Raw genomic sequence first — 24,148 nt, 5'->3', positions numbered from 1 at the left:
CCCTTCTCGTTTGTGAGGAGGGCTTAGTTTATGGTAAAATGGTCTTATGAATAAAAGAATGAATGAGTTAGTCACCTTACTCAATCGCTATGCGACTGAGTACTATACCAGCGATAATCCGTCGGTTTCAGACAGTGAGTATGACCGTCTTTATCGTGAGTTGGTCGAGTTAGAAACTGCTTATCCAGATCAAGTGTTAGCAGAAAGTCCGACCCATCGTGTTGGTGGCAAGGTTTTAGATGGTTTTGAAAAATACAGTCATCAGTATCCTCTTTATAGTTTGCAGGATGCTTTTTCACGTGAGGAGCTTGAAGCTTTTGATTCGCGTGTTCGTAAGGAAGTGGCTCATCCGACCTATATTTGTGAGCTGAAAATCGATGGCTTATCTATCTCGCTGACTTATGAAAAGGGGATTTTAGTTGCTGGGGCAACGCGTGGAGATGGTTCTATTGGTGAAAATATAACAGAAAATCTCAAACGTGTTAAGGACATTCCTTTGACCTTGCCAGAAGAACTAGATATCACAGTTCGTGGGGAATGTTACATGCCACGCGCTTCTTTTGACCAGGTTAACCAAGCTCGGCAAGAAAATGGAGAGCCTGAATTTGCTAATCCTCGTAATGCAGCAGCAGGAACCCTTCGGCAGTTAGATACAGCAGTAGTAGCCAAGCGCAATCTTGCGACTTTCCTCTATCAAGAAGCCAGTCCTTCAACTCGTGACAGCCAAGAAAAGGTTTTGAAGCACCTAGAACAGCTCGGTTTTGTAGTTAATCCTAAGCGGATTTTGGCTGAAAACATAGATGAAATCTGGAATTTTATCCAAGAAGTAGGACAAGAACGGGACAATCTGTCTTATGATATCGATGGGGTGGTGATCAAGGTCAATGACCTAGCAGGTCAAGAAGAACTTGGCTTTACCGTTAAGGCTCCAAAGTGGGCAGTGGCTTACAAGTTCCCAGCTGAAGAAAAAGAAGCTCAACTACTCTCAGTTGACTGGACAGTTGGCCGTACGGGTGTTGTAACCCCAACTGCCAATCTAACACCAGTACAACTGGCTGGTACAACTGTTAGCCGTGCAACTCTGCACAATGTGGATTATATTGCTGAAAAAGATATCCGCAAAGACGACACGGTTATCGTCTATAAGGCTGGGGACATCATCCCTGCCGTTTTACGTGTGGTAGAGTCCAAACGGATTTCTGAAGAGAAACTAGATATCCCTACAAACTGCCCAAGTTGTGACTCTGACTTGTTGCACTTTGAAGATGAAGTGGCCCTGCGTTGTATCAATCCACGTTGCCCTGCCCAAATCATGGAAGGTTTGATTCACTTTGCCTCTCGAGATGCCATGAATATTACAGGCCTTGGGCCATCTATTGTTGAGAAGCTATTTGCTGCCAATTTAGTCAAGGATGTGGCGGATATTTATCGTTTGCAAGAAGAGGATTTCCTCCTTTTAGAGGGGGTTAAGGAAAAATCCGCTGCTAAACTGTATCAGGCTATCCAAGCATCTAAGGAAAATTCTGCCGAGAAGCTCTTGTTTGGTTTGGGAATTCGCCATGTCGGAAACAAGGCTAGTCAGCTCTTACTTCAACATTTCCACTCAATTGAAAATCTGGCTCAGGCAGATCCAGAGGAAGTGGCTAGTATTGAAAGTCTGGGTGGGGTGATTGCCAAAAGTCTTCAAACTTATTTTGCGACAGAAGGCTCTGAAATTCTCCTAAGAGAATTGAAAGAAGCAGGAGTCAATCTGGATTATAAAGGTCAGACTGTAGTGGCAGATGCGGCCTTGTCAGGTTTGACCGTTGTATTGACAGGAAAATTGGAACGTCTCAAACGCTCAGAAGCTAAAAGCAAACTCGAAAGTCTGGGTGCCAAGGTGACAGGCAGTGTCTCTAAAAAGACAGACCTTGTTGTTGCAGGTGCAGACGCTGGAAGTAAACTTCAAAAAGCACAAGAACTTGGTATCGAAGTTCGAGATGAAGCTTGGCTCGAAAGTTTGTAATGATCTTTTAAAAACAGAGTTTAGATAGAATGACAATGTTTGTTAATCGGGACAAAATTAGTCAAAAATTTATTAGTAAAACAGAAACAAATTAAAAAGTAAAAAGGAAAAATAAAAATGTATACCTACCCTATGCGCATTCATTACCATCGCAAGAATGGTGAATATGACACTTGCTCTTTTGTAAAGAGTAAGGATCAACGAATTGATTTACTAACTTACCAAGAAGATTATTTTGGTGCCTTATTTAGTTTTGAACACCCAAGCGTTCATCCCTTAGAAAGCTTGAATTTTGTGGTTCATACCGGCCAAACCAGTAAAGAATATGCCATCCGTTTTAATCACTATCCTCTCTTAACGGAGGTCTGGATTTTGGAAGGCGATGATAGAATTTATTATTCTGAAAATCCTGCTATTGCCAGTCCTTTCTATAAGAATCAAAATCCTTTTGCCTTTGACAAGGCTATCAATAGCGCTAGTTTCGACCACCACTGGGGTTACCAAGGGGAATTGGGTTGCCATGTAGAGGACAATCAGGCTCATTTTGCCCTTTGGGCTCCAACAGCGACAGCAGTGCAGGTTGTCGTTTATGAATCAGCTACTAATGATGCACCTGTTTGGAAGACTTTTGATATGGAGAGAGGCAATCGCTACTCTTATAACCATAAGGACAATACTATTGGTGTCTGGAGTTTGGATGTTGAGGAAGATTTGACTGGTAAGGCTTATCAGTATCAAGTCCAATTCCCTCATCACCAAACACTGACACGTGATCCTTATACAATCGCGACCAGCCCTGATGGCAAACGTTCTGCTATTCTGAGCCATGCAGAAAAACAAGTCGAAAATTTCGAGGTCAAGCATGGTTCTGATGCTGCTTGGCGTTTGGAAAATCCATGTAAGGCAGTTATTTGTGAAATGCATATTCGTGATTTGACCCAATCACCGACCTCAGGTGTGGATGAACATCTTCGAGGAACGTTCTTGGGTGCTGCTCAGACTGGAACGGTTAACCAGTACGGTCAGTCAACTGCTTTTGATCACATCAAGAAGTTGGGCTACAATTATGTTCAGTTGCAACCAATTGCAGACCGTCATAAAGAATACGATGAGGATGGAAATGTAACCTACAACTGGGGTTATGATCCACAAAACTATAACGCGCCAGAAACTAGTTTTTCAACTAATCCAGATGATCCAGCTCAGGTCATTCGTGATTTGAAGACCATGGTTCAAGCTTACCACGATGCGGGTATTGGTGTTATTATGGATGTGGTCTATAACCATACCTTCTCAGTTGTTGATGCACCTTTCCAAACAACTGTCCCTGACTATTATTATCGTATGAATCCAGATGGTACCTTCCAGAATGGAACGGGTGTTGGAAATGAAACAGCCAGTGAACACGAAATGTTCCGCAAGTACATGATTGATTCTCTTTTATACTGGGTGCAGGAATATAATATTGACGGCTTCCGTTTTGACTTGATGGGGATTCATGATGTCAAGACTATGCAGATGATTCGTCAGAGTTTGGATGAAATTGACCCCAACATTATCCTCTATGGAGAAGGATGGGATATGGGAACAGGTCTTGCCCCTTATGATAAGGCTAAGAAAGACAACGCCTACGAAATGCCAAATATTGGTTTCTTTAATGACAATCAGCGTGATGCTGTCAAAGGTGGAGAAGTTTACGGTGCTATCAAGTCAGGTTTTGTCAGTGGTGCTGCGACAGAGCCAATTCTAGCTAAAGCAATCCTAGGAAGTCGTGAATTAGGAACCTATACACATCCAAATCAGGTGCTTAACTATGTAGAAGCCCATGACAATTACAATCTTCACGATTTATTGGCAACTCTTCATCCAGACCAAAGTTCAGAACAAATCATGCACAAGGTTGAGACAGCCACAGCTATGAACCTACTCATGCAAGGGATGGCCTTTATGGAAATCGGTCAAGAATTTGGTCGTACCAAACTGGTTGCGACTGGTGAGAATGGTGAGTTGACACATGATGATAGAGAGCGTGCGATGAATAGCTATAATGCTCCTGACAGTGTGAACCAAGTCAACTGGGATTTGATCAATGAGCGTCAAGACAGTATTGAGTTTATCCGTCAAGTCATCCGATTGAAGACAAAAACTGGCGCCTTTTCTTACTCTAGCTATGATGAAATTTACCATCATGTCTTTGTGCATTCTGCGATTGAACATAGCGGCTGCCTTATCTATGAAGTTCACGGCAAAGAACACCTCTTGGTGGTTGTGAATGCTAAATCAGAACCCTATCCATTTGAAAATGCAGGAAATTTAGCTACGTTGGTAACCAACAGTCGCTCAAAAGAAGACAATGTGTTAGATGATATTAGTCTAGCTGTCTTGAGTGTTTTATAAAGACCATCTATCTCGCTATTCTAACACATCATTGGAAGTGAACGAATAGAAAGAACTTAGCTGATAACTCACTTGTATAGAAAATTTGATAAATATTTTCATCAAACGTGTAAAGTCAGGAAATTGTTTTCCTGATTTTATTTTTTTGCTATAAAACAATAATAATCATAGAAAAAATACGAACTTTTTGGTATTATAGTAGAGAAAAGAAAGGCGTTTTCGCAATTTTTTGAAAAAATATTGATTTACAATTGAACGAGTAAGTGAACTTGTTGTAGATTTTCAAAATAATTAAAGAAGTATAGTAATTTACTTGAATCTTCTCTAAAAAGGTAGTATAATAAATCTATAGAAAACGCTTACAGAAATAGGAGGGTGTATGGATAAGAAAAAAGCTTTAGAAACCTTTATGACTGGTGAAAATTTTCACCTCCAGCACTATCTAGGAGCGCATAGGGAAGAAAAAAATGGTGAGTATGGCTATACTTTCCGTGTGTGGGCACCTAATGCTCAGGCTGTTCACTTGGTAGGGGATTTCACCAATTGGGTAGAAAACCAAATCTTAATGGAACGAAATGAATTTGGTGTCTGGGAAGTCTTTACCAGCCTTGCTCATGAAGGCCAAATTTACAAGTATCATATCACTCGTGCAAATGGTCATCAGCTGATGAAGATTGATCCTTTGGCTGTTCGATATGAGGCACGACCTGGTACTGGAGCGATTTTAACAGAGATTCCAGAGAAAAAATGGAAAGATGGTCTTTGGCTAGCTCGTAGAAAACGCTTGAGTTTTGAAGAGCGTCCTGTCAATATTTACGAAGTTCATGCTGGATCGTGGAAGAGAAATCTAGATGGAGGTCCTTATAGTTTTGCTCAACTGAAGGATGAGCTGATTCCTTACTTGGTTGAGATGAACTATACTCACATTGAGTTTATGCCCTTGATGTCTCACCCTCTCGGTTTGAGTTGGGGTTACCAGCTTATGGGGTACTTTGCTTTAGAGCATGCCTATGGTCGTCCTGAAGAGTTTCAAGATTTTGTTGAGGAATGTCATTTAAATAATATTGGGGTCATTGTGGACTGGGTACCTGGTCACTTTACTATCAATGATGATGCCTTGGCCTATTATGATGGGACACCGACTTTTGAATATCAAGACCATAATAAGGCTCATAACTACGGTTGGGGTGCGCTCAATTTTGACCTTGGGAAAAATGAAGTCCAGTCCTTCTTGATTTCTAGTATTAAATTCTGGATTGACTTTTACCATTTGGACGGTATTCGCGTGGATGCTGTTAGCAACATGCTCTATCTTGATTATGATGATGCACCATGGACGCCAAACAAGGATGGTGGTAATCTAAACTACGAAGGCTATTATTTCTTAAAACGTTTGAATGATGTCATTAAGCAAGCTCATCCAGATGTTATGATGATTGCCGAAGAAAGTTCATCAGCTACTCAGATTACTGACACCAAGGATTCAGATGGTCTTGGGTTTGATTATAAGTGGAATATGGGTTGGATGAATGACATCCTCCGATTCTATGAAGAAGATCCGATTTATCGTAAATACGACTTTAACCTAGTGACTTTCAGCTTTATGTATGTCTTCAAGGAAAACTATCTCCTACCATTCTCACATGACGAAGTTGTTCATGGCAAGAAGAGTATGATGCATAAGATGTGGGGAGATCGTTACAATCAATTCGCAGGCTTGCGCAATCTCTACACTTATCAAATTTGTCACCCTGGTAAGAAATTGCTCTTCATGGGTAGTGAATATGGGCAATTTCTAGAATGGAAATCTGAAGAGCAGTTGGAATGGTCTAACCTAGAAGATCCAATGAATGCTAAGATGAAGTATTTCACTTCTCAGCTAAACCAGTTTTACAAAGACCACCGCTGTCTGTGGGAAATTGATACCAGCTATGATGGTATTGAAATCATTGATGCGGATAATCGAGACCAGAGTGTTCTTTCCTTCATCCGTAAGGGTAAGAAGGATGATATGTTAGTCTGTGTCTTTAATATGGTACCTGTCGAACGAAAAGATTTTACAATCGGACTTCCTGTTGCAGGGATTTACGAAGAAGTCTGGAATACTGAGTTAGAAGAGTGGGGCGGTGTCTGGAAAGAATATAATCAAACTGTGCAAACACAAGAAGGACTATGGAAGGATTATGAGCAGACCTTGACCTTTACCCTACCGGCTATGGGAGCAAGTGTTTGGAAAATCAAACGTCGCTTGAAATCTGCAAAAACCGTCACAAGTAAAAACCAAAAAGGAGTAGAAAATGAAGAATGAAATGTTAGCTTTGATTCTTGCTGGTGGGCAAGGAACTCGTCTCGGTAAACTTACTCAAAGCATCGCAAAACCAGCTGTGCAATTTGGTGGGCGCTACCGTATCATTGACTTCGCTCTTTCAAACTGTGCCAACTCAGGGATTCACAATGTTGGAGTCATTACACAGTATCAACCACTTGCTCTTAACAATCATATTGGAAACGGTTCAAGTTGGGGGTTAGATGGTATTAATTCTGGTGTCTCTATTCTTCAACCTTATTCTGCAAGTGAAGGAAATCGTTGGTTCGAAGGGACTAGTCACGCTATTTACCAAAATATCGACTATATCGACAGCGTCAATCCTGAGTATGTCTTGATTCTCTCTGGGGACCATATCTATAAAATGGACTATGATGCTATGCTCCAGTCACACAAGGATAATAATGCCAGTTTGACAGTAGCAGTTCTTGATGTTCCTCTTAAAGAAGCTAGCCGTTTTGGTATTATGAACACCGATGCCAATAACCGCATTGTTGAATTTGAAGAGAAACCAGCCCAACCTAAATCTACCAAAGCCTCTATGGGGATTTACATCTTTGATTGGCAACGTCTCCGCAATATGTTAGTCGCTGCTGAAAAGAGCAATGTCGATATGTCAGACTTCGGTAAAAATGTCATTCCAAATTACCTTGAGTCTGGTGAAAGTGTCTATGCCTACGAATTTAATGGGTATTGGAAAGACGTTGGTACGATTGAGTCACTTTGGGAAGCCAACATGGAGTACATTTCTCCAGAAAATGCCTTAGATAGCCGTAACCGTCAATGGAAGATTTATTCAAGAAACTTGATTTCACCGCCAAACTTCCTTGGTGCAAATGCTCACGTAGAAGATTCTTTGGTTGTCGATGGCTGTTTCGTAGATGGAACTGTTAAACATTCTATTCTTTCAACAGGCGCGCAAGTTCGTGAAGGGGCAGAAGTAGTAGATTCAGTTATCATGAGTGGAGCCATTATTGGACACGGAGCTAAAATCAAACGTGCTATTATTGGTGAAGGTGCAGTTATTTCTGATGGTGTCGAAATTGATGGAACAGAAGAAGTACAAGTTGTAGGATATGATGAAGTAGTGGGGGTAGCAACAGATGAAGATTGATAAATATTCTGCCATTTTAGGAAACACAGTTGGTTTTCATGATATGTCAACACTGACAGACCATCGTCCAGTAGCTAGTTTGCCATTTGGTGGTAAATATCGCTTGATCGACTTCCCGCTTTCAAGTCTTGCTAATGCAGGTGTCCGTAGTATCTTTGGTATTTTCCAACAAGACAATATCAGTTCCGTCTTTGACCATATCCGTTCTGGGCGTGAGTGGGGTTTGTCAACACTTCTTAGCCACTATTATCTAGGTATTTACAATACTCGTGTGGAAAGTAGTACAGTTGGAAAAGAATACTATCATCAACTTCTTACTTATTTGAAGCGTTCTGGTTCAAACCAAACAGTATCACTCAACTGTGATGTCTTAATTAATATTGATTTGAACCAAGTGTTCCACCTTCATAACACAACGAAGGGACCTATTACTGTTGTTTATAAAAAACTAGCTAAGAAAGACATTTCAGAAGTAAACGCAATCTTGGAAGTGGATGAAACAGACCATGTTCGTTCTCACAAACTCTTTGATAGTAAATCAACAGACGAAGTCTATAATATGTCTACAGATATTTTTGTAGTTGATACACCTTGGTTGATTGAACGTTTGGAAGAAGAGGCTAAGAAAGAACATCCAGAGAAATTGCGTTATGTTTTAAGGGATTTGGCTGCAAAAGAAGGGGCTTTTGCCTACGAGTACACAGGCTACCTTGCAAATATTCATTCTGTAGAGTCTTATTACCAAGCTAATAAAGATATGCTTGAATCTCAAAAATTCTATTCTCTTTTCTCACCAAACCAAAAGATTTATACAAAGGTTAAAAACGAAGAACCAACTTACTATGCTAATACATCTAAGGTAAGTACTTCTCAGTTTGCGTCTGGTAGTATTATTGAAGGTCAAGTGGCTAATTCTGTTTTATCACGTAATATTCATGTCCATAAGGATAGCCTGGTTAAAGATAGCATCTTATTCCCTCGTGTTGTTATTGGAGAAGGTGCTCAGGTCGAATATGCTATCTTGGACAAGGGTGTTGAAGTTGCGGATGGAGTTGTGATCCGTGGAACTGCAGAACATCCAGTCGTCGTTAAGAAAGGTGCTAAAGTAACAGAGGATATTCATTCATGAAAATTTTATTTGTAGCAGCTGAGGGTGCACCCTTTTCAAAAACAGGTGGTTTGGGAGACGTCATTGGCGCTCTTCCTAAATCACTGGTAAAAGCGGGACATGAAGTTGCAGTGATTTTACCCTACTATGACATGGTAGAGGCTAAATTTGGAAATCAAATTGAAGATGTGCTTCATTTTGAGGTGAGTGTTGGTTGGCGCAGACAGTATTGTGGGATTAAGAAAACCGTCTTAAACGGTGTAACCTTCTACTTTATTGACAACCAATATTATTTCTTCCGCGGTCATGTTTACGGTGATTTTGATGACGGAGAACGCTTTGCTTTCTTCCAACTGGCTGCCATTGAGGCAATGGAAAGGATTGACTTTATACCTGACCTTCTCCATGTTCATGACTACCATACAGCTATGATTCCTTTCTTGTTAAATGAAAAATACCGTTGGATTCAAGCCTATGAGGGCATTAAAACTGTTTTAACCATTCATAATTTAGAATTCCAAGGACAATTTTCAGAGGGAATGTTATGGGATTTGTTTGGAGTTGGCTTTGAACGTTACGCTGATGGTACCCTTCGCTGGAACAACTGTCTGAACTGGATGAAGGCTGGTATTCTTTATGCTGACCGTGTTTCAACCGTTTCGCCTAGCTATGCTCATGAAATTATGACCAGTCAGTTCGGATGTAACTTGGATCAGATTCTTCGAATGGAGTCTGGTAAAGTTTCTGGTATCGTGAATGGGATTGATGCTGACCTGTATAATCCTCAGACGGATGCCCTATTAGACTATCATTTTAATCAGGAAGATTTGTCTGGAAAAGCCCAGAATAAGGCAAAATTACAAGAGAGAGTTGGCTTGCCAGTTAGAGCCGACGTTCCACTGGTGGGAATTGTTTCTCGTTTGACACGTCAAAAAGGTTTTGATGTGGTGGTCGAAAGTCTTCACCATATCTTGCAAAATGATGTTCAGATTGTTCTTTTGGGAACTGGCGATCCAGCATTTGAAGGAGCTTTCTCATGGTTTGCTCAGATTTACCCAGACAAGCTATCAGCAAATATCACTTTTGATGTCAAACTTGCTCAAGAAATCTACGCTGCTTGTGACCTCTTCCTCATGCCGAGTCGTTTTGAACCGTGTGGCTTGTCTCAAATGATGGCGATGCGGTACGGAACCTTGCCATTGGTCCATGAAGTTGGTGGCTTGCGAGATACCGTTCGCGCTTTCAATCCAATTGAAGGAAGCGGTACAGGCTTTAGCTTTGACAATCTATCTCCTTATTGGTTAAATTGGACTTTCCAAACAGCTTTGGACTTGTATAGAAACCATCCTGACGTTTGGAGAAACTTACAAAAACAAGCTATGGAGTGTGATTTCTCATGGGATACAGCCTGCAAGTCATATCTAGACTTGTACCAAAGCTTAGTTAACTAATAGATAAAATCGTATGATGACTTCATACGATTTTTAGGCTATTTGGCTATTTAGAGAGGAGAACTGATGTCTCAAGTAAAAGGCTTGTGTGTCATGGATGTTGATGGAACCTTAATCCTAGAAGAAGTGATTGATTTGTTAGGAAGAGAGGCAGCTTGTGAGGAGGAAATTGCGCAGCTTACAAGTCAGGCAATGCGAGGAGAGTTGGACTTTGAAAGCAGTTTACGAGACAGAGTGTCCTTCTTGGAAGGTCTTCCTGTTTCGGTTTTTGATAAAGTCTTCAACACTATTCATCTATCGCCAAATGCCCAGGAATTCATCTCCATTCTCCAAAAGAATGGTATCCTAGTTGGTCTGGTGTCCGGTGGCTTTACACCAATAGTTGAAAGATTGGCAAAATCTCTTGGAATTGCCTATTTCTCTGCCAACCAACTTGAAGTCAAAGGTGGCTTTCTAACAGGGAAATTAGTTGGACAAATTATTAGTCCCGAGGTTAAAAAAGAGACTATGGAACAATGGAGAGAGGAACTAAAACTTTCTAAAGAAAGAACGATTGCAATCGGTGATGGGGCCAATGATTTATTGATGTTGAAGTCAGCGGGACTAGGAATCGCCTTTTGTGCAAAAGAAGTACTCAAAAAAGAAATACCAAATCATGTTGACAAGAGGGATTTTTTAGAAGTTCTACCTTTGATTGACTGTTTAGAATGAGGGAAAATATGAAGATTGTAATTGCACCAGATTCGTTTAAGGAAAGCTTGTCTGCTCAACAGGTGGCTGAAGCTATTAAAAGAGGTTTCCAACAATCGATAGCAGATGTAGAATATCTCCTCTGCCCTGTTGGTGATGGGGGAGAAGGTACTGTAGATGCTATCCGACATTCTCTTGACCTAGAAGAAAAATGGATCCAAGTGACAGGCCCTTTTGGCCAAAAAGAAGCCATGCGCTATTTTCAAAAAGGGAAACTGGCACTATTTGAAGTTGCTGATTTGGTTGGCCTTGGAAAGATTCCGCAAGAGAAACGAAATCCACTGCAAATCCAAACTTGTGGGATTGGAGAGTTGATTCGCCATCTCATTGCTAAAGATATTAAAGAAATCTATATTGGCGTTGGTGGCACGGCCAGTAATGATGGCGGTATAGGGATTGCTGCTGGTTTAGGTTATCAATTTTATGACGTGAATGGAAAGGTCTTGCCTGCTTGCGGTCAATCCTTACTAAACTTAGCTTCTGTCTCAACAGAAAATCGCTATGAAATTCCTGAAGATGTGCAAATTCGTATTTTAGCAGATGTCGTGAGTCCCTTATGTGGTCATCAAGGTGCGACCTACATTTTTGGCAAACAAAAAGGCCTAGATCCTACTATGTTTGAGGCCGTAGATCAAGCGATCCAAGATTTTTATGAAAAAGTCTCCCCTGCAACATTGGAAATTAAAGGAGCAGGAGCTGGTGGAGGCCTTGCTGCTGGTTTGTGTGCCTTTGCTCAAGCAAGAATCGTATCTGGGATTGATACCTGTTTAGATTTGATTGATTTTGATAAGAAAGTTTTAGATGCTGACTTGGTTGTTGTAGGAGAAGGAAGGCTAGATTGTCAAAGTTTAGCAGGTAAAGCGCCTATTGGTGTTGCAAAAAGAACCCCTGTCGGAGTTCCTATCATTGCTATTTGTGGTAGTCTTGCTGAAGATTTACCTTCCCTACCATTTGAAAATATTCAAGCTGCCTTTTCAATTTTGGAGAAATGTGAACCTTTGGAAGATAGTTTGAAAAATGCCAGTCTCTATCTGGAGCGCACAGCTGCCAATATTGGGCGTTTATTAAGTATGCGCAATATTTAGCCAAACCATTTTTTCCATAAGGATGTTTTGGATGGTTCTTCCTTTTTAACTTCCCAAAGTTTTGCAAAAGCAAGTCGAAGGTTCTTTTCTTCTACTTGAACGGGTGCATTGGTGTGGATAATCAGGCCAAAAGGAGAAGAAGTATGCTCTTCAGATACAATGGTAGCTTGACTATCAGTTTCTTTTGCTTCTTTTAAGTAGAAAACTTGTTTGTCAAATTCGATAGTTGGTGAGATTTTCACAAATAGTGGCTCTGCTTTTTCCTGTAGGTTTTCTAAAATAGATAAAAAGCCTTTTTCTAGCTGAGGGCTATTTGCTGTGTCAATATCTGCATATCCAAGAACTCTTTCCTCAAAAGTACCAAGATAGCGTCTTTGCTCATCCGGATTTAGTTTTGGCCCACCATGAGCTTTTTCAAGTAATTGTTTTGATAAATCTGTCATGAAAACAGTATATCATAAAAGTTAGAATAAAACAGACAAAAGAAAGCGATTACTTTATAAAGTTAAGGAAAATTTGCACAAAGATAACGTTTTTTCTTGAAAAAGGAGGGGTTTTAAGGTATTATAGAGGTGTAAAAAATTTAACTCATAAGGAGAGTAAAAAATGTCAATTATTACTGATGTTTACGCTCGCGAAGTCCTAGACTCACGCGGTAACCCAACACTTGAAGTAGAAGTTTACACTGAATCAGGTGCTTTCGGACGTGGTATGGTTCCATCAGGAGCTTCTACTGGTGAACACGAAGCAGTTGAACTTCGCGACGGTGACAAATCTCGTTACGGTGGTCTTGGTACACAAAAAGCTGTTGACAACGTAAACAACATCATTGCTGAAGCTATCATTGGCTACGATGTACGTGATCAACAAGCTATCGACCGTGCTATGATCGCTCTTGACGGTACTCCTAACAAAGGTAAATTGGGTGCAAACGCAATCCTTGGTGTGTCTATCGCTGTAGCTCGTGCTGCTGCTGACTACCTTGAAATCCCACTTTACAGCTACCTTGGTGGATTCAACACTAAAGTTCTTCCAACTCCAATGATGAACATCATCAACGGTGGTTCTCACTCTGACGCTCCAATCGCTTTCCAAGAATTCATGATCGTACCTGCTGGTGCGCCATCATTCAAAGAAGCTCTTCGTTGGGGTGCTGAAATCTTCCATGCTCTTAAGAAAATCCTTAAATCTCGTGGTTTGGAAACAGCCGTAGGTGACGAAGGTGGATTTGCTCCTCGTTTTGAAGGAACTGAAGACGGAGTTGAAACTATCCTTGCTGCGATCGAAGCTGCTGGATATGTTCCTGGCAAAGACGTATTTATCGGATTTGACTGTGCTTCATCAGAATTCTACGATAAAGAACGTAAAGTTTACGACTACACTAAATTCGAAGGTGAAGGAGCAGCTGTACGTACTGCTGCAGAACAAATCGACTATCTTGAAGAATTGGTAAACAAATACCCAATCATCACTATCGAAGATGGTATGGATGAAAATGACTGGGACGGTTGGAAAGCTCTTACTGAACGTCTTGGTGGTAAAGTTCAATTGGTTGGTGACGACTTCTTCGTAACAAACACTTCTTACCTTGAAAAAGGTATTGCAGAAGGTGCTGCTAACTCAATCCTTATCAAAGTTAACCAAATCGGTACTCTTACTGAAACATTCGACGCTATCGAAATGGCGAAAGAAGCTGGTTACACTGCCGTTGTATCACACCGTTCAGGTGAAACTGAAGATTCAACAATCGCTGACATCGCAGTTGCAACTAACGCAGGACAAATCAAGACTGGTTCACTTTCACGTACAGACCGTATCGCTAAATACAACCAATTGCTTCGCATCGAAGACCAACTTGGTGAAGTAGCTGAATACCGTGGATTGAAATCATTCTACAACTTGAAAAAATAAAATAGTTCAGTGAACTATTTTATCCCGAACCTTGAAACTCAAAAGTTCGGCCGTTGATTTAACAACGTTTCTAGCCCCTCGGATTTTATCCGAAGGGCTATTTTTGGGCTCTTTGTCAACTGTAGTGGGTTGAAGAAAAGCTAATATCTAGAAAGGACAAATTTCGTCCTTTCTTTTTTGATATTCAGAGCGATAAAAATCCGTTTTTTGAAGTTTTCAAAGTTCCGAAATCCAAAGGCATTGCGCTTGATAAGTTTGATAAGATTATTGGTGGCTTCCAGTTTGGCGTTGGAATAGGGTAGTTGAAGGGCGTTGGCAATTTTCTCTTTATCCTTGAGGAAGGTTTTAAAGACAGTCTGAAAAAGAGGATGAACCTGCTTTAGATTGTCCTCAATGAGCCCGAAAAATTTATCCGGTTCCTTATTCTGAAAGTGAAAAAGGAAGAGTTGATAGAGATGGTAGTGGTGTTTCAAGTCTTCTGAATAGCTCAAAATCTTGTCTAGAATTTCTTTATTCGTCAAGTGCATGCGAAAAGTGGGGCGATAAAAACGTTTATAGCTGAGTTTCCTACTATCTTGTTGGATGAGTTTCCAGTAACGCTTGATAGCCTTGTATTCATGGGATTTTCGATGAAACTGATTCATGATTTGGACACGCATACGACTCATAGCACGGCTCATGTGTTGGACAATATGGAAACGATCCAACACGATTTTAGCGTTTGGAAAAAGCTGTTTAGCCAAGTCATAGTAAGGGCTAAACATATCCATAGTAATGATTTTCACTCGACATCGGACGACTCTATCATATTTAAGAAAGTAATTTCGAATAATAGCTTGTGTTCTTCCCTCGAGAACAGTGATGATATTGAGCTTTTCAAAATCTTGTGCAATGAAACTCATTTTTCCCTTTGTAAAGGAGTACTCATCCCAAGACATAATCTCAGGCAGACGAGAAAAATCATGCTTAAAACGGAAATCATTGAGCTTGCGAATGACAGTTGAAGTTGAGATGGCCAGCTGATGGGCAATATCAGTCATAGAAGTTTTTTCAATCAGCTTCTGAGCAATTTTTTGGTTGATGATACGAGGGATTTGATGATTTTTCTTTACTAGAGGAGTCTCAGCAACCATCATTTTTGAACACTGATAGCACTTAAAACGACATTTTCTAAGTAGAATTCTAGTAGCCATACCACTCGTTTCTAGGTAAGGGATCTTAGACGGTTTTTGAAAGTCATATTTCTTCATTTGCCTTCCACAATCAGGGCAAGATGGGGCCTCATAGTCCAGTTTAGCGATGATTTCTTTGTGGGTATTCCTATTGATGACATCCATAAATTGGATATTAGGGTCTTTAATGTCTAGTAGTTTTGTGATAAAATGTAATTGTTCCATAGGATTCTTTCTAATGATGGTTTGGTCGCTTTTCATTATAGAGCTTATGGGACTTTTTTTCTACAATAAAAACGGCTCCATAATATCTATAGGGGATTTACCCACTACAAATATTATAGAGCCGAAAAGCTAATATCTAGAAAGGACAAATTTCGTCCTTTCTTTTTTGATGTTTAGAACGATGAAAATCCGTTTTTTTGAAGTTTTCAAAGTTCCGAAAACCAAAGGCATTTCGTTTGATAAGTTTGATGAGATTATAGGTTGCTTCTAATTTGGCATTAGAATAGGGTAACTGAAGGGCGTTGACGATTTTCTCTTTATCTTTGAGGAAGGTTTTAAAGACAGTCTGAAAAAGAGGATGAACCCGCTTTAGATTATCTTCAATGAGTCCGAAAAATTTATCCGGTTCCTTATTCTGAAAGTGAAAAATCAAGAGTTGATAGAGATGATAGTGGCATTTCAATCCTTCTGAATAGGTCAAAATCTTGTCTAGAATCTCTTTATTGGTTAAGTGCATGCGAAAAGTAGGGCGATAAAAACGTTTATAACTGAGTTTACGACTATCCTGTTGAATGAGTTTCCAGTAGCGCTTGATAGCCTTGTATTCATGAGATTTTCGTTCAAACTGATTCATGATTTGGACACGCAAACGACTCATAGCACGGCTTAAGTGTTGGAGTAAAACAGTCCAGTGGACTGTTTTAGCCTGAGTTTAGAAATGTAATAACGAAGGGGAAAACGATCAAGTACAATTTTTGCATTAGGGAGTGAAACAGTCTGGGAGACTGTTTCAGCCTGAGCCTAGAAATTCGAAATCGAAGCTGTTTAGCCAAGTCATAGTAGGGGATAAACATATCCATAGTAATGATTTTCACCTGACAACGAACAGCGCGATTGTAGCTCAGAAAATGATTTCTTATGATGGCTTGTGTTCTTCCCTAAAGAACAGTGATAATATTGAGCTTATCAAAATCTTGAGCAATGAAACTCATCTTTCCCTTAGTGAATGCATACTCGTCCCAGGACATAATCTCAGGAAGACGAGAAAAATCATGCTTAAAACGAAAGTCATTGAGTTTGCGAATAACAGTTGAAGTTGAAATAGACAACTGATGAGCAATGTCGGTCATAGAAGTCTTTTCAATTAGCTTCTGGGCAATCTTTTTGTTGATGATACGAGGGATTTGGTGATTTTTCTTTACTAGAGGAGTCTCAGCAACCATCATTTTTGAGCACTGATAGCACTTGAAACGTCGCTTTTTCAGAAGAATTCTAGTAGCCTTGCCAGTGGTTTCGAGGAGACGGTTTTTGAAAGTCATATTTCTTCATTTTGCTTCCGCAATTAGGACAAGATGGGGCATCATAATCCAGTTTAGCGATGATTTCCTTGTGGGTATCCCTATTGATGATATCTATAATTTGGATATTTGGGTCTTTGATATCGAGTAGTTTTGTGATAAAATGTAATTGTTCCATATGATTCTTTCTAATGATGGTTTGGTTGCTTTTCATTATAGGTTATATGGGACTTTTTTTCTACCCTAAAATAGGCTCCATAATATCTATAGGGGATTTACCCACTACAAATATTATAGAGCCAAACTTTTTAAAAAATCTTTTTCATAACTTTATCCAGTACATTGATTGCTTTATCTTTCATGTTCTTCGTGACGTGGGTATAGATAGAAGTAGTGACTTCAGAGTCGGAATGATCAAACCCTGCCCGTGATTGTTTTTAGCGGAATTTTATTTTCTGATAAAATATTGGACATTGTAGGTAGCATGTTTTTATAGATGTTCAATTTGATTTATTTTTGTGGAATCCTCTTATTTTGAGATGAATACCAATTATAAGTGATTTGCATATCCAGGATATTACAAAGAAAAGCAAGCTAATGGGCACATAAATTTTATTTCAGATTCTTTAAAGCTGTTTACTCTGTTAGCAATTGTATTTGATATTTGATAGGATTAATAGTTTATTGAATCCCTTTCTTATTTATTACATAATTTAATTTATGTAATCTATAAACTATCCAAGGCATTCTTTTGTTCATCATTGACGATATGGGTATAGAGGTCAGTGACTTGTGTGCTGGCATGTCCTAGCTGGTGACTGACCAAAACTTGCGATTTAGTGGCATCATAGAGCCTGGTTGCTAGCGTATGGCGTAGTTTATGGGGTGTTACACGGACTTTGAAGTCCTCAGAGTACTTAGCAACCATTTTCTCAACGCTGGAAGCATCGATACGATTAGGAACTCCTCTGTAGAGAGTCAAAAAAAGGGCTGTATCTATTTTTTCCGTCTTATAGCGTTGATTTCGAATGGCCAGATAATTCTCTAAATAAGGCTTAGCAAAAGCAGCGACATTGACCGAGTCACGTTTGCCCCCTTTTCTAGTGACATCGATAACCATCATTTTTAGATTGAGATCCCTTAGATCCAGATTAACAGCTTCAGATAAACGGACACCAGATGCCAAGAGAAGGGCAATAATGGCCAAATCACGTTCTTTATTTTTGTTGAATGATGAGAGAGCTCGATTAGAGAGCTGTTGTGGGTACTCTTGGTCAATATAAGTAAGAAAACCTTCTGTTTCATCACCTAAAAAGAGTTTTTGCTTGATGTTTTCAGCTCTGGCAGCAAGTGTCTCTTTCTTTTTCTTGGTTGAAACTTTCTTCATTACATTTCGATAGAAATAAGGCTCCCCCTGGTCGTTTTCAACCTCCTCGGTTAGATACTTGTAAAGACTGGAGAGGGCTGACAAGGTCCGATTGATAGTCGTCTGAGAAACACCTTGCTTGGTTGTATTAGCATTCAGCAAAGGACGTTCACGTAGATAAAGGATAAAAGATTCCATGTCTTTCTTAGACATATTTTCCAAGACAGATAAAGGAATATCAGACATTTTATCAGCGTTTGAAATACCAGACTCCAAAACCCAACTAAAAAATCGATCGTATTCCTTGAGGTATTCGTACAAGGTTGTAAAACTGTAAGGTACAGCCAGCTTAGATTGATAGTATTCCAAAACATACCAGGGCATGATTTGTTTTAGTTTGTCGATTCGTTCCAGTAAAATCTCACGTTTCATGTATTTTCTCCATAAATAAGTCTACTAGTAGTATAGCATAGACTTATTTATTTTTCAAGAAAATTATAGTTTTTCGGAAAGATGTTGTAGAGATTTTTAGACCTGTGTAAAACAGTTCTAAATATTTGGAGTTTCTATTGTGAATCATTAGCTAGTGCTTTTTCTAGATTCCAAATACTAAACCAGAATGAAATAGTCAACAGAATAAAGAAAATAATAAAGAGCTCACCCACTAAACTTCTGTTCATACTACACAACTGAAGAGCTATATAAGGAGCTATGAGATACAAAATACATATTGTATAATTGCTATTGTTTTCTTTTTCATGATTTTAATCTTACTGTACAGATTTGATACAGTAAACTCCTTTCTAGCTTTATGCTTTATCATTTCTAACTAAATTATAGTCTTATTTTTACCAAAATTCAATTATTTGTGTGTGCAATGTCTTGTCAGTAAAAGAGGCTGAATAAAAATTCTTTAAAAGTAAAAAGCGTATAGTGTCAGTCATTGAAAAAACTTGATACTATACGCTTTTTACTTCATTTTTTCTTGAAATTGACTTTTTCCCCGGACTCTTAAGATTTTATTTGACTGCTTCTTTCAAAGCGTCTACCTTATCCAAACGTTCCCATGGAAGATCAATATCTGTACGTCCCATGTGTCCATAAGCTGCTGTTTGACGGTAAATTGGACGTTTAAGGTCCAGCATTTGGATAATTCCTGCAGGACGAAGGTCAAAGATTTGACGAGCCGCTTTTTCAAGTTTGCTTTCAGCTACTGTTCCTGTACCAAAAGTATCAATACGAACAGATACAGGTTGCGCAACACCGATAGCGTAAGCCAATTGTACTTCCGCCTTCTTAGCAAGACCTGCTGCAACAATGTTTTTAGCAATGTAGCGAGCTGCATAAGAAGCTGAACGATCCACCTTAGTCGCATCCTTACCAGAGAAGGCACCACCACCATGACGAGAGTAGCCACCATAAGTATCTACGATAATTTTACGACCAGTCAGACCTGAGTCTCCTTGAGGTCCACCGATTACAAAACGACCAGTAGGATTGATGAAGAATTTTGTTTGCTCATCCAAGTAAGAGGCTGGAATAACCTCTTTGATAACCTTGTTAATGACATCATTGTGAATTTGTTCGTTGCTGACTTCTGGATCGTGCTGAGTTGAAATCACGACTGTATCCACACGTACTGGACGGTCATTTTCATCATACTCAACTGTAACTTGTGATTTAGCATCTGGGCGAAGATAGCTAATTTCACCAAACTTACGAAGTTCTGCCAGACGACGAACCAATTTATGACTGAGTGAGATTGGCAATGGCATGAGCTCTTCTGTTTCATCCACTGCAAATCCAAACATGAGCCCTTGGTCACCAGCGCCAATCAAGTCAAGCGGATCTTGGTCTGCATTCCCACGAACCTCCAAGGCTTCGTTAACACCTTGGGCAATGTCTGGTGACTGCTCAACAAGTGACGGATGGACTCCCACTGTCTCAGCAGAAAATCCATATTCTGTATTGGTGTAGCCAATCTCTGCAATGGTATCACGAACCACACGGTTAATATCCACATAGGCATTTGTAGATATTTCACCAAAAACATGGACGGAACCAGTATATACAGCTGTCTCAGCAGCAACGTGCGCCTCTGGATCTTTAGCTAAAATAGCATCCAAAATCGCATCTGAAATTTGGTCTGCAATCTTATCTGGATGCCCCTCAGATACAGATTCAGACGTGAATAATTTACGTTCTGACATAAAAATGTCCCCCCTTAAAAATAGTGTTATAGAGTTACAAAGTACTGATAGGAATTTTCATTATCTAAGAGTTACTAGCTTCAGAAATAAANNTTTATTTCTGAAGCTAGTAAGGCGCATAGGGTGATCCCCCTATAGCGGCAACCGTAGAATAACGAACGACTTTGGAGCCGTCATTCTTTGCGAGTTGCGACGCAAAAGAAAAAATAGAAATACCTACCATCTTATCGGGACTATATAACTTTATCATTATACCATTTTTAAACACAATTTGCAGTCTATATACTCAATAAAAATCAAAGAACAGTTTTTTGATTGTAGATAAAACTGACTAAATTAGTAACATATACCTAATACAAGATGACGCTAACTTGTTTTGAAGAGTATTAATATACTGTTTCAATTTTTACTAATCTATTTTCAACCTGAACAATAGTTTGAAAATGAAAAGGGACTTTATTCTTTTTGTAACCTTTCTGTAATAATTCTCTGCTGAAAAAATGATAAAATAGGTATGTACAGTTAAGGAGAGAATAATGCCTGTAAGAAAATTACAATCCTATGAGGTAGACAATCAAGAAGAATTAAATCATCAGATTCCTCGCTATCAAGATTATACACCTGAAGCACAATCTGATGCCAATCTCAAGGAAATCCTATTTTTTATTAATATTGCTGTTTTTTGTATCTGCATTGCTATCTTTAGTTTTATCTTTTTATCATTAAAATTATCAACTGCTCTTGCATTTGTCGCAGCAATTGGATTTAGCTTACTTGTTTTAAAAGTCCAACGCTCTATTATCAAACGAAAATTTAGAAGATAAATCATACCCCAGGTCTAATCAAGTTGATTTGTAAAAAATTAAGGAAAACAGAGTATTTAAGATGNNCATCTTAAATACTCTGTTTTTTTGACCAGCTTGCCAAATATAATTATTTGCTTAATTGAATAACGTGTAACCTTTCCTAATAAATGTTCTCCAAACATCTTAAACTGTAAAATCAATTAGCCCCAAGCTTCCTATCAATTTCTTCTCCAAAATATGCTATAATAATACCAAAAGATAAAGAAGGAAGTCTTATGATTAAACTACTAGCCTTGGATATGGACGGAACCCTCCTCAATGAAGCCAAGGAAATTCCACAAGCTCACATTACTGCTATTCACCAAGCTATTGAAAAAGGTATCAAACTGGTACTTTGTACGGGTCGCCCGCTTTTCGGCGTCCTCCCCTACTATAAAAAACTGGGGCTGGACCTCCAGAATGAGTATGTCATTGTCAATAACGGTTGCTCAACCCACCAGACAAGTGACTGGAGTCTGGTTGATTGGCAAGAACTCAGTCCATCTGACATCGAATACCTCTATGACCTAGCTGAAAAAAGTGATGTTCAGTTGACTCTTTTTGATGAGGAACATTATTTTGTCCTCGGTGGCAAGCCCAATCAAGTCATCCAAAATGACGCCAAACTAGTTTTTTCAGACCTGACTGAAATTTCTCTTGAGGAAGCGACTAGTGGCAGGTACCGGATGTTCCAAGGTATGTTTTTAGGTACAGAGGAGCAAACAGACGATTTTGAAGAGCGTTTTGCTACAGAACTCTGCCAACGATTCAGTGGAGTTCGTTCGCAGCCTGTCATTTATGAAGCTATGCCACTTGGTACGACAAAGGCTACTGCTCTTTCTCGACTAGCAGATATTTTGAAAATTGATTCCTCAGAGATTATGGCCATGGGCGATGCCAATAACGACATTGAAATGCTCCAGTTTGCCGGCCTCGGTATTGCTATGGGAAATGCTAGTGACCATGTCAAATCTCTTGCGGATGCTGTTACAGTCAGCAACGAAGAAGACGGCGTTGCGCGTGCGATTGAGAAATATATTTTATAATTAAGAAGCCCAGTTCATATCAACTGGGTTTTGATATTTAAGAATTCCTAAAACTTTAGAAACTCTTTAGAAATGCTTGAGCTTTCTTTGATTTCTATGCTTTATACTAAAATTATCAAAATAAATCAAAAGGAGAGAATCATGAAAACAGTACTTGACATTCATGGATTGTCCAAAAACTTTGCCAAACAAGCTATTCTTCAGGATCTTCATCTAACGATAAGAGAGGGAGATATTTATGGACTTATCGGGAAGAACGGAGCTGGGAAGACCACCTTGATAAAAATTATTACGCAACTACTTTTTGCGGATAAAGGAACTGTTTCCCTCTTCTCCAGCAAAACGGAAAATGAGTGGAGCAAGTCTCTATCTCGAGTAGGTTCTGTTATCGAATCACCTGTAGCTCATAATCACTTAACAGCTTATCAAAATCTGAAATATTACTGTATGATTCGGCATATTCCAAATGCTGATCAAGTCATTCGTGAAACCCTGGACTATGTAGGTTTGGCAGATACAGGTAAAAAATTCTTTCGTGATTTCTCGCTAGGAATGAAACAAAGACTTGGGATCGCCATTGCCCTCCTATCCAAACCAGACTTCCTGATTTTAGATGAACCTATCAACGGTCTCGACCCAATCGGTATCAAAGAATTTCGACTCATGATTCAACGGCTCAATCAAGAGAAAGGGATCACCATTCTCATCTCTAGCCATATCTTGTCAGAACTCTATCTCCTAGCCAATCGTTTTGGTATTTTAGATCAAGGCAAGGTTATCCGTGAAATCAGCAAAGCTGAATTTGAAACACTAAGTGAGGATTACATTGTTCTTAAGACAGCTGATAAAGAGAAAGCTTGTCAAGTATTGAAAGAACAAATCCAGCTCCAGTTTAAGGTTGTTAATCCAGAAAATGAAATCCATATCTTTGGTCAGGAACAAGATGTCAAGCAGATTCTTAAGGAATTAACCTTGGCAGATGTTGCCATTGACGAGATTTACTATGCCCGTCAAAATCTAGAAGAATACTTCACTCAATTGGTCGAATAGGAGAAAAATCATGATACATACCATTCAAGCAGACTTTTACCGTCTTTTCCGTTCCAAAGGATTCTGGATTACAGAGTTCATTCTATTTGTACTCATGTTAATGGGGGCTGTTTTTGGGGCTACTGGCCATCTAATGGCAATCCAGACAGAAGAGCCAGACATTCCAACCCATGGTTGGGACGGTGTACAAGCCCTGATCAACGCATCTAGTCAAGGTTCAAACCTCGTTTTTCTCTGCATCGTCCTAGCCTGCCTCGTTCTTGGAGTTGATTTAATCGGCAAACTCTATAAAAATAATTTAACAGTGGGTGTCTCTCGTACCGAGTTTTTTCTAGCGAAAGCCTTTGTATTGGCTTCTATTGCACTTTTACAAGTCATCATCAGCCTTGTGATTGCCTTTATTCCAGCAACTATCTTAAATGGATTTGGAACTATGCCTGATGGCTTTATTGGCAATCTACTGGTAACCATTTTCCTTCAATTTCTTTGCCTCCTTGCTTGGCTTTCCATTGTTTCCTTCATCCTCTATGTTAGTCATTCTTATATTGCGGTATTTATTGGTTATTTGGTCAGCTCTATCTTACTTTCTATGCCAATGATCATTTTTCCAAATATCAAAATTTTGCCATATTTATCATTGCAGTTTTTCTATGCTATGACTGCTAATAGTGAATCCATTTTCTATACACTTATAGTTACCTTAGCTGTTATTGTAATCTTTAATCTAAGTGGACTGGCAGTTTTCAGAAAGAAAAGTCTATAAAAAATGACCTCCTCTAGCCTACAGAG

At 39.3% G+C, this 24,148-nt stretch carries 17 protein-coding genes and 2 pseudogenes; 13 read left to right on the top strand and 6 right to left on the bottom strand.

Annotated elements, in window-relative coordinates:
• Positions 1-46 precede the first annotated feature (46 nt).
• The 8 genes from ligA (at position 47) to HT689_RS00585 (ending at position 12,236) form a co-directional block, all read left to right on the top strand.
• On the top strand, positions 47-2,005 hold the full coding sequence (gene ligA / locus HT689_RS00620) for an NAD-dependent DNA ligase LigA (protein WP_173251727.1): 1,959 nt from the start codon (positions 47-49) through the stop codon (positions 2,003-2,005).
• Between the two features lie 117 nt (positions 2,006-2,122).
• Positions 2,123-4,402, top strand: a complete 2,280-nt coding sequence (pulA, locus tag HT689_RS00615) for a type I pullulanase (RefSeq protein WP_173251725.1) — start codon at positions 2,123-2,125, stop codon at positions 4,400-4,402.
• A gap of 379 nt (positions 4,403-4,781) precedes the next feature.
• A complete protein-coding gene (glgB, locus tag HT689_RS00610) occupies positions 4,782-6,710 on the top strand; it encodes a 1,4-alpha-glucan branching protein GlgB (protein WP_173227225.1) in 1,929 nt (642 codons plus the stop codon).
• Positions 6,700-7,842, top strand: coding sequence for a glucose-1-phosphate adenylyltransferase (locus HT689_RS00605; protein WP_173227223.1), 1,143 nt, complete (start codon positions 6,700-6,702; stop codon positions 7,840-7,842). Before glgB ends, HT689_RS00605 begins: the two co-directional genes overlap by 11 nt.
• On the top strand, positions 7,832-8,971 hold the full coding sequence (gene glgD, locus HT689_RS00600; protein ID WP_173227221.1) for a glucose-1-phosphate adenylyltransferase subunit GlgD: 1,140 nt from the start codon (positions 7,832-7,834) through the stop codon (positions 8,969-8,971). The genes HT689_RS00605 and glgD overlap by 11 nt, the downstream gene beginning before the upstream one ends.
• Positions 8,968-10,401 carry a glycogen synthase GlgA gene (gene glgA / locus HT689_RS00595; RefSeq protein WP_173227219.1) on the top strand — a complete coding sequence of 478 codons (1,434 nt, stop codon included), beginning with the start codon at positions 8,968-8,970 and terminating at the stop codon, positions 10,399-10,401. Before glgD ends, glgA begins: the two co-directional genes overlap by 4 nt.
• A 66-nt stretch (positions 10,402-10,467) precedes the next feature.
• A complete protein-coding gene (gene serB / locus HT689_RS00590) occupies positions 10,468-11,112 on the top strand; it encodes a phosphoserine phosphatase SerB (RefSeq protein WP_023936809.1) in 645 nt (214 codons plus the stop codon).
• 8 nt (positions 11,113-11,120) lie between these two features.
• On the top strand, positions 11,121-12,236 hold the full coding sequence (locus HT689_RS00585; protein WP_173227215.1) for a glycerate kinase: 1,116 nt from the start codon (positions 11,121-11,123) through the stop codon (positions 12,234-12,236).
• Here HT689_RS00585 and HT689_RS00580 read toward each other — a convergent pair.
• Positions 12,233-12,679, bottom strand: a complete 447-nt coding sequence (locus tag HT689_RS00580) for a DUF1694 domain-containing protein (protein ID WP_061760006.1) — start codon at positions 12,677-12,679, stop codon at positions 12,233-12,235. The genes HT689_RS00585 and HT689_RS00580 overlap by 4 nt on opposite strands.
• A 163-nt stretch (positions 12,680-12,842) precedes the next feature.
• On the opposite strand from HT689_RS00580, the gene eno reads away from it, so the two are divergent.
• Positions 12,843-14,147, top strand: a complete 1,305-nt coding sequence (eno, locus tag HT689_RS00575; protein WP_000022821.1) for a surface-displayed alpha-enolase — start codon at positions 12,843-12,845, stop codon at positions 14,145-14,147.
• Positions 14,148-14,287: 140 nt separating this feature from the next.
• On the opposite strand, the gene HT689_RS00570 is transcribed toward eno, so the two are convergent.
• The 5 genes and pseudogenes from HT689_RS00570 to metK all read right to left on the bottom strand — a co-directional run bounded on the left by HT689_RS00570 (position 14,288) and on the right by metK (position 20,418).
• Entirely contained in the window at positions 14,288-15,544 is a 1,257-nt protein-coding gene (locus HT689_RS00570; protein ID WP_173227213.1) for an ISL3 family transposase, read from the bottom strand.
• Between the two features lie 129 nt (positions 15,545-15,673).
• Positions 15,674-17,020: pseudogene (locus HT689_RS00565) on the bottom strand (ISL3 family transposase).
• 130 nt (positions 17,021-17,150) lie between these two features.
• Positions 17,151-17,310 (bottom strand): annotated as a pseudogene (locus HT689_RS00560) (integrase); the annotation flags it as partial.
• Between the two features lie 259 nt (positions 17,311-17,569).
• Complete coding sequence (gene xerS, locus HT689_RS00555) at positions 17,570-18,640, bottom strand: tyrosine recombinase XerS (protein WP_000817860.1); 1,071 nt, start codon at positions 18,638-18,640, stop codon at positions 17,570-17,572.
• 587 nt (positions 18,641-19,227) lie between these two features.
• Entirely contained in the window at positions 19,228-20,418 is a 1,191-nt protein-coding gene (gene metK, locus HT689_RS00550; protein ID WP_173227212.1) for a methionine adenosyltransferase, read from the bottom strand.
• 536 nt (positions 20,419-20,954) lie between these two features.
• Here metK and HT689_RS00545 point away from each other — a divergent pair.
• From HT689_RS00545 to HT689_RS00530, 4 genes are all read left to right on the top strand, one after another.
• Entirely contained in the window at positions 20,955-21,242 is a 288-nt protein-coding gene (locus HT689_RS00545) for a DUF3270 domain-containing protein (protein WP_173227210.1), read from the top strand.
• A gap of 257 nt (positions 21,243-21,499) precedes the next feature.
• Positions 21,500-22,309 (top strand): Cof-type HAD-IIB family hydrolase, encoded by an 810-nt coding sequence (locus tag HT689_RS00540; RefSeq protein WP_173227208.1) that lies wholly within the window; start codon positions 21,500-21,502, stop codon positions 22,307-22,309.
• Between the two features lie 141 nt (positions 22,310-22,450).
• Positions 22,451-23,359, top strand: a complete 909-nt coding sequence (locus tag HT689_RS00535) for an ATP-binding cassette domain-containing protein (protein WP_173227206.1) — start codon at positions 22,451-22,453, stop codon at positions 23,357-23,359.
• Positions 23,360-23,369: 10 nt separating this feature from the next.
• Complete coding sequence (locus HT689_RS00530) at positions 23,370-24,122, top strand: ABC transporter permease (RefSeq protein ID WP_173227204.1); 753 nt, start codon at positions 23,370-23,372, stop codon at positions 24,120-24,122.
• The last annotated feature ends 26 nt before the right edge of the window (positions 24,123-24,148 follow it).

It is taken from the genome of Streptococcus sp. 2342, assembly GCF_013276795.1.
Lineage (GTDB): Bacteria > Bacillota > Bacilli > Lactobacillales > Streptococcaceae > Streptococcus.
Note: the sequence above shows the minus strand (reverse complement) of the source record. Positions and strands in the feature narration are given on the sequence as shown.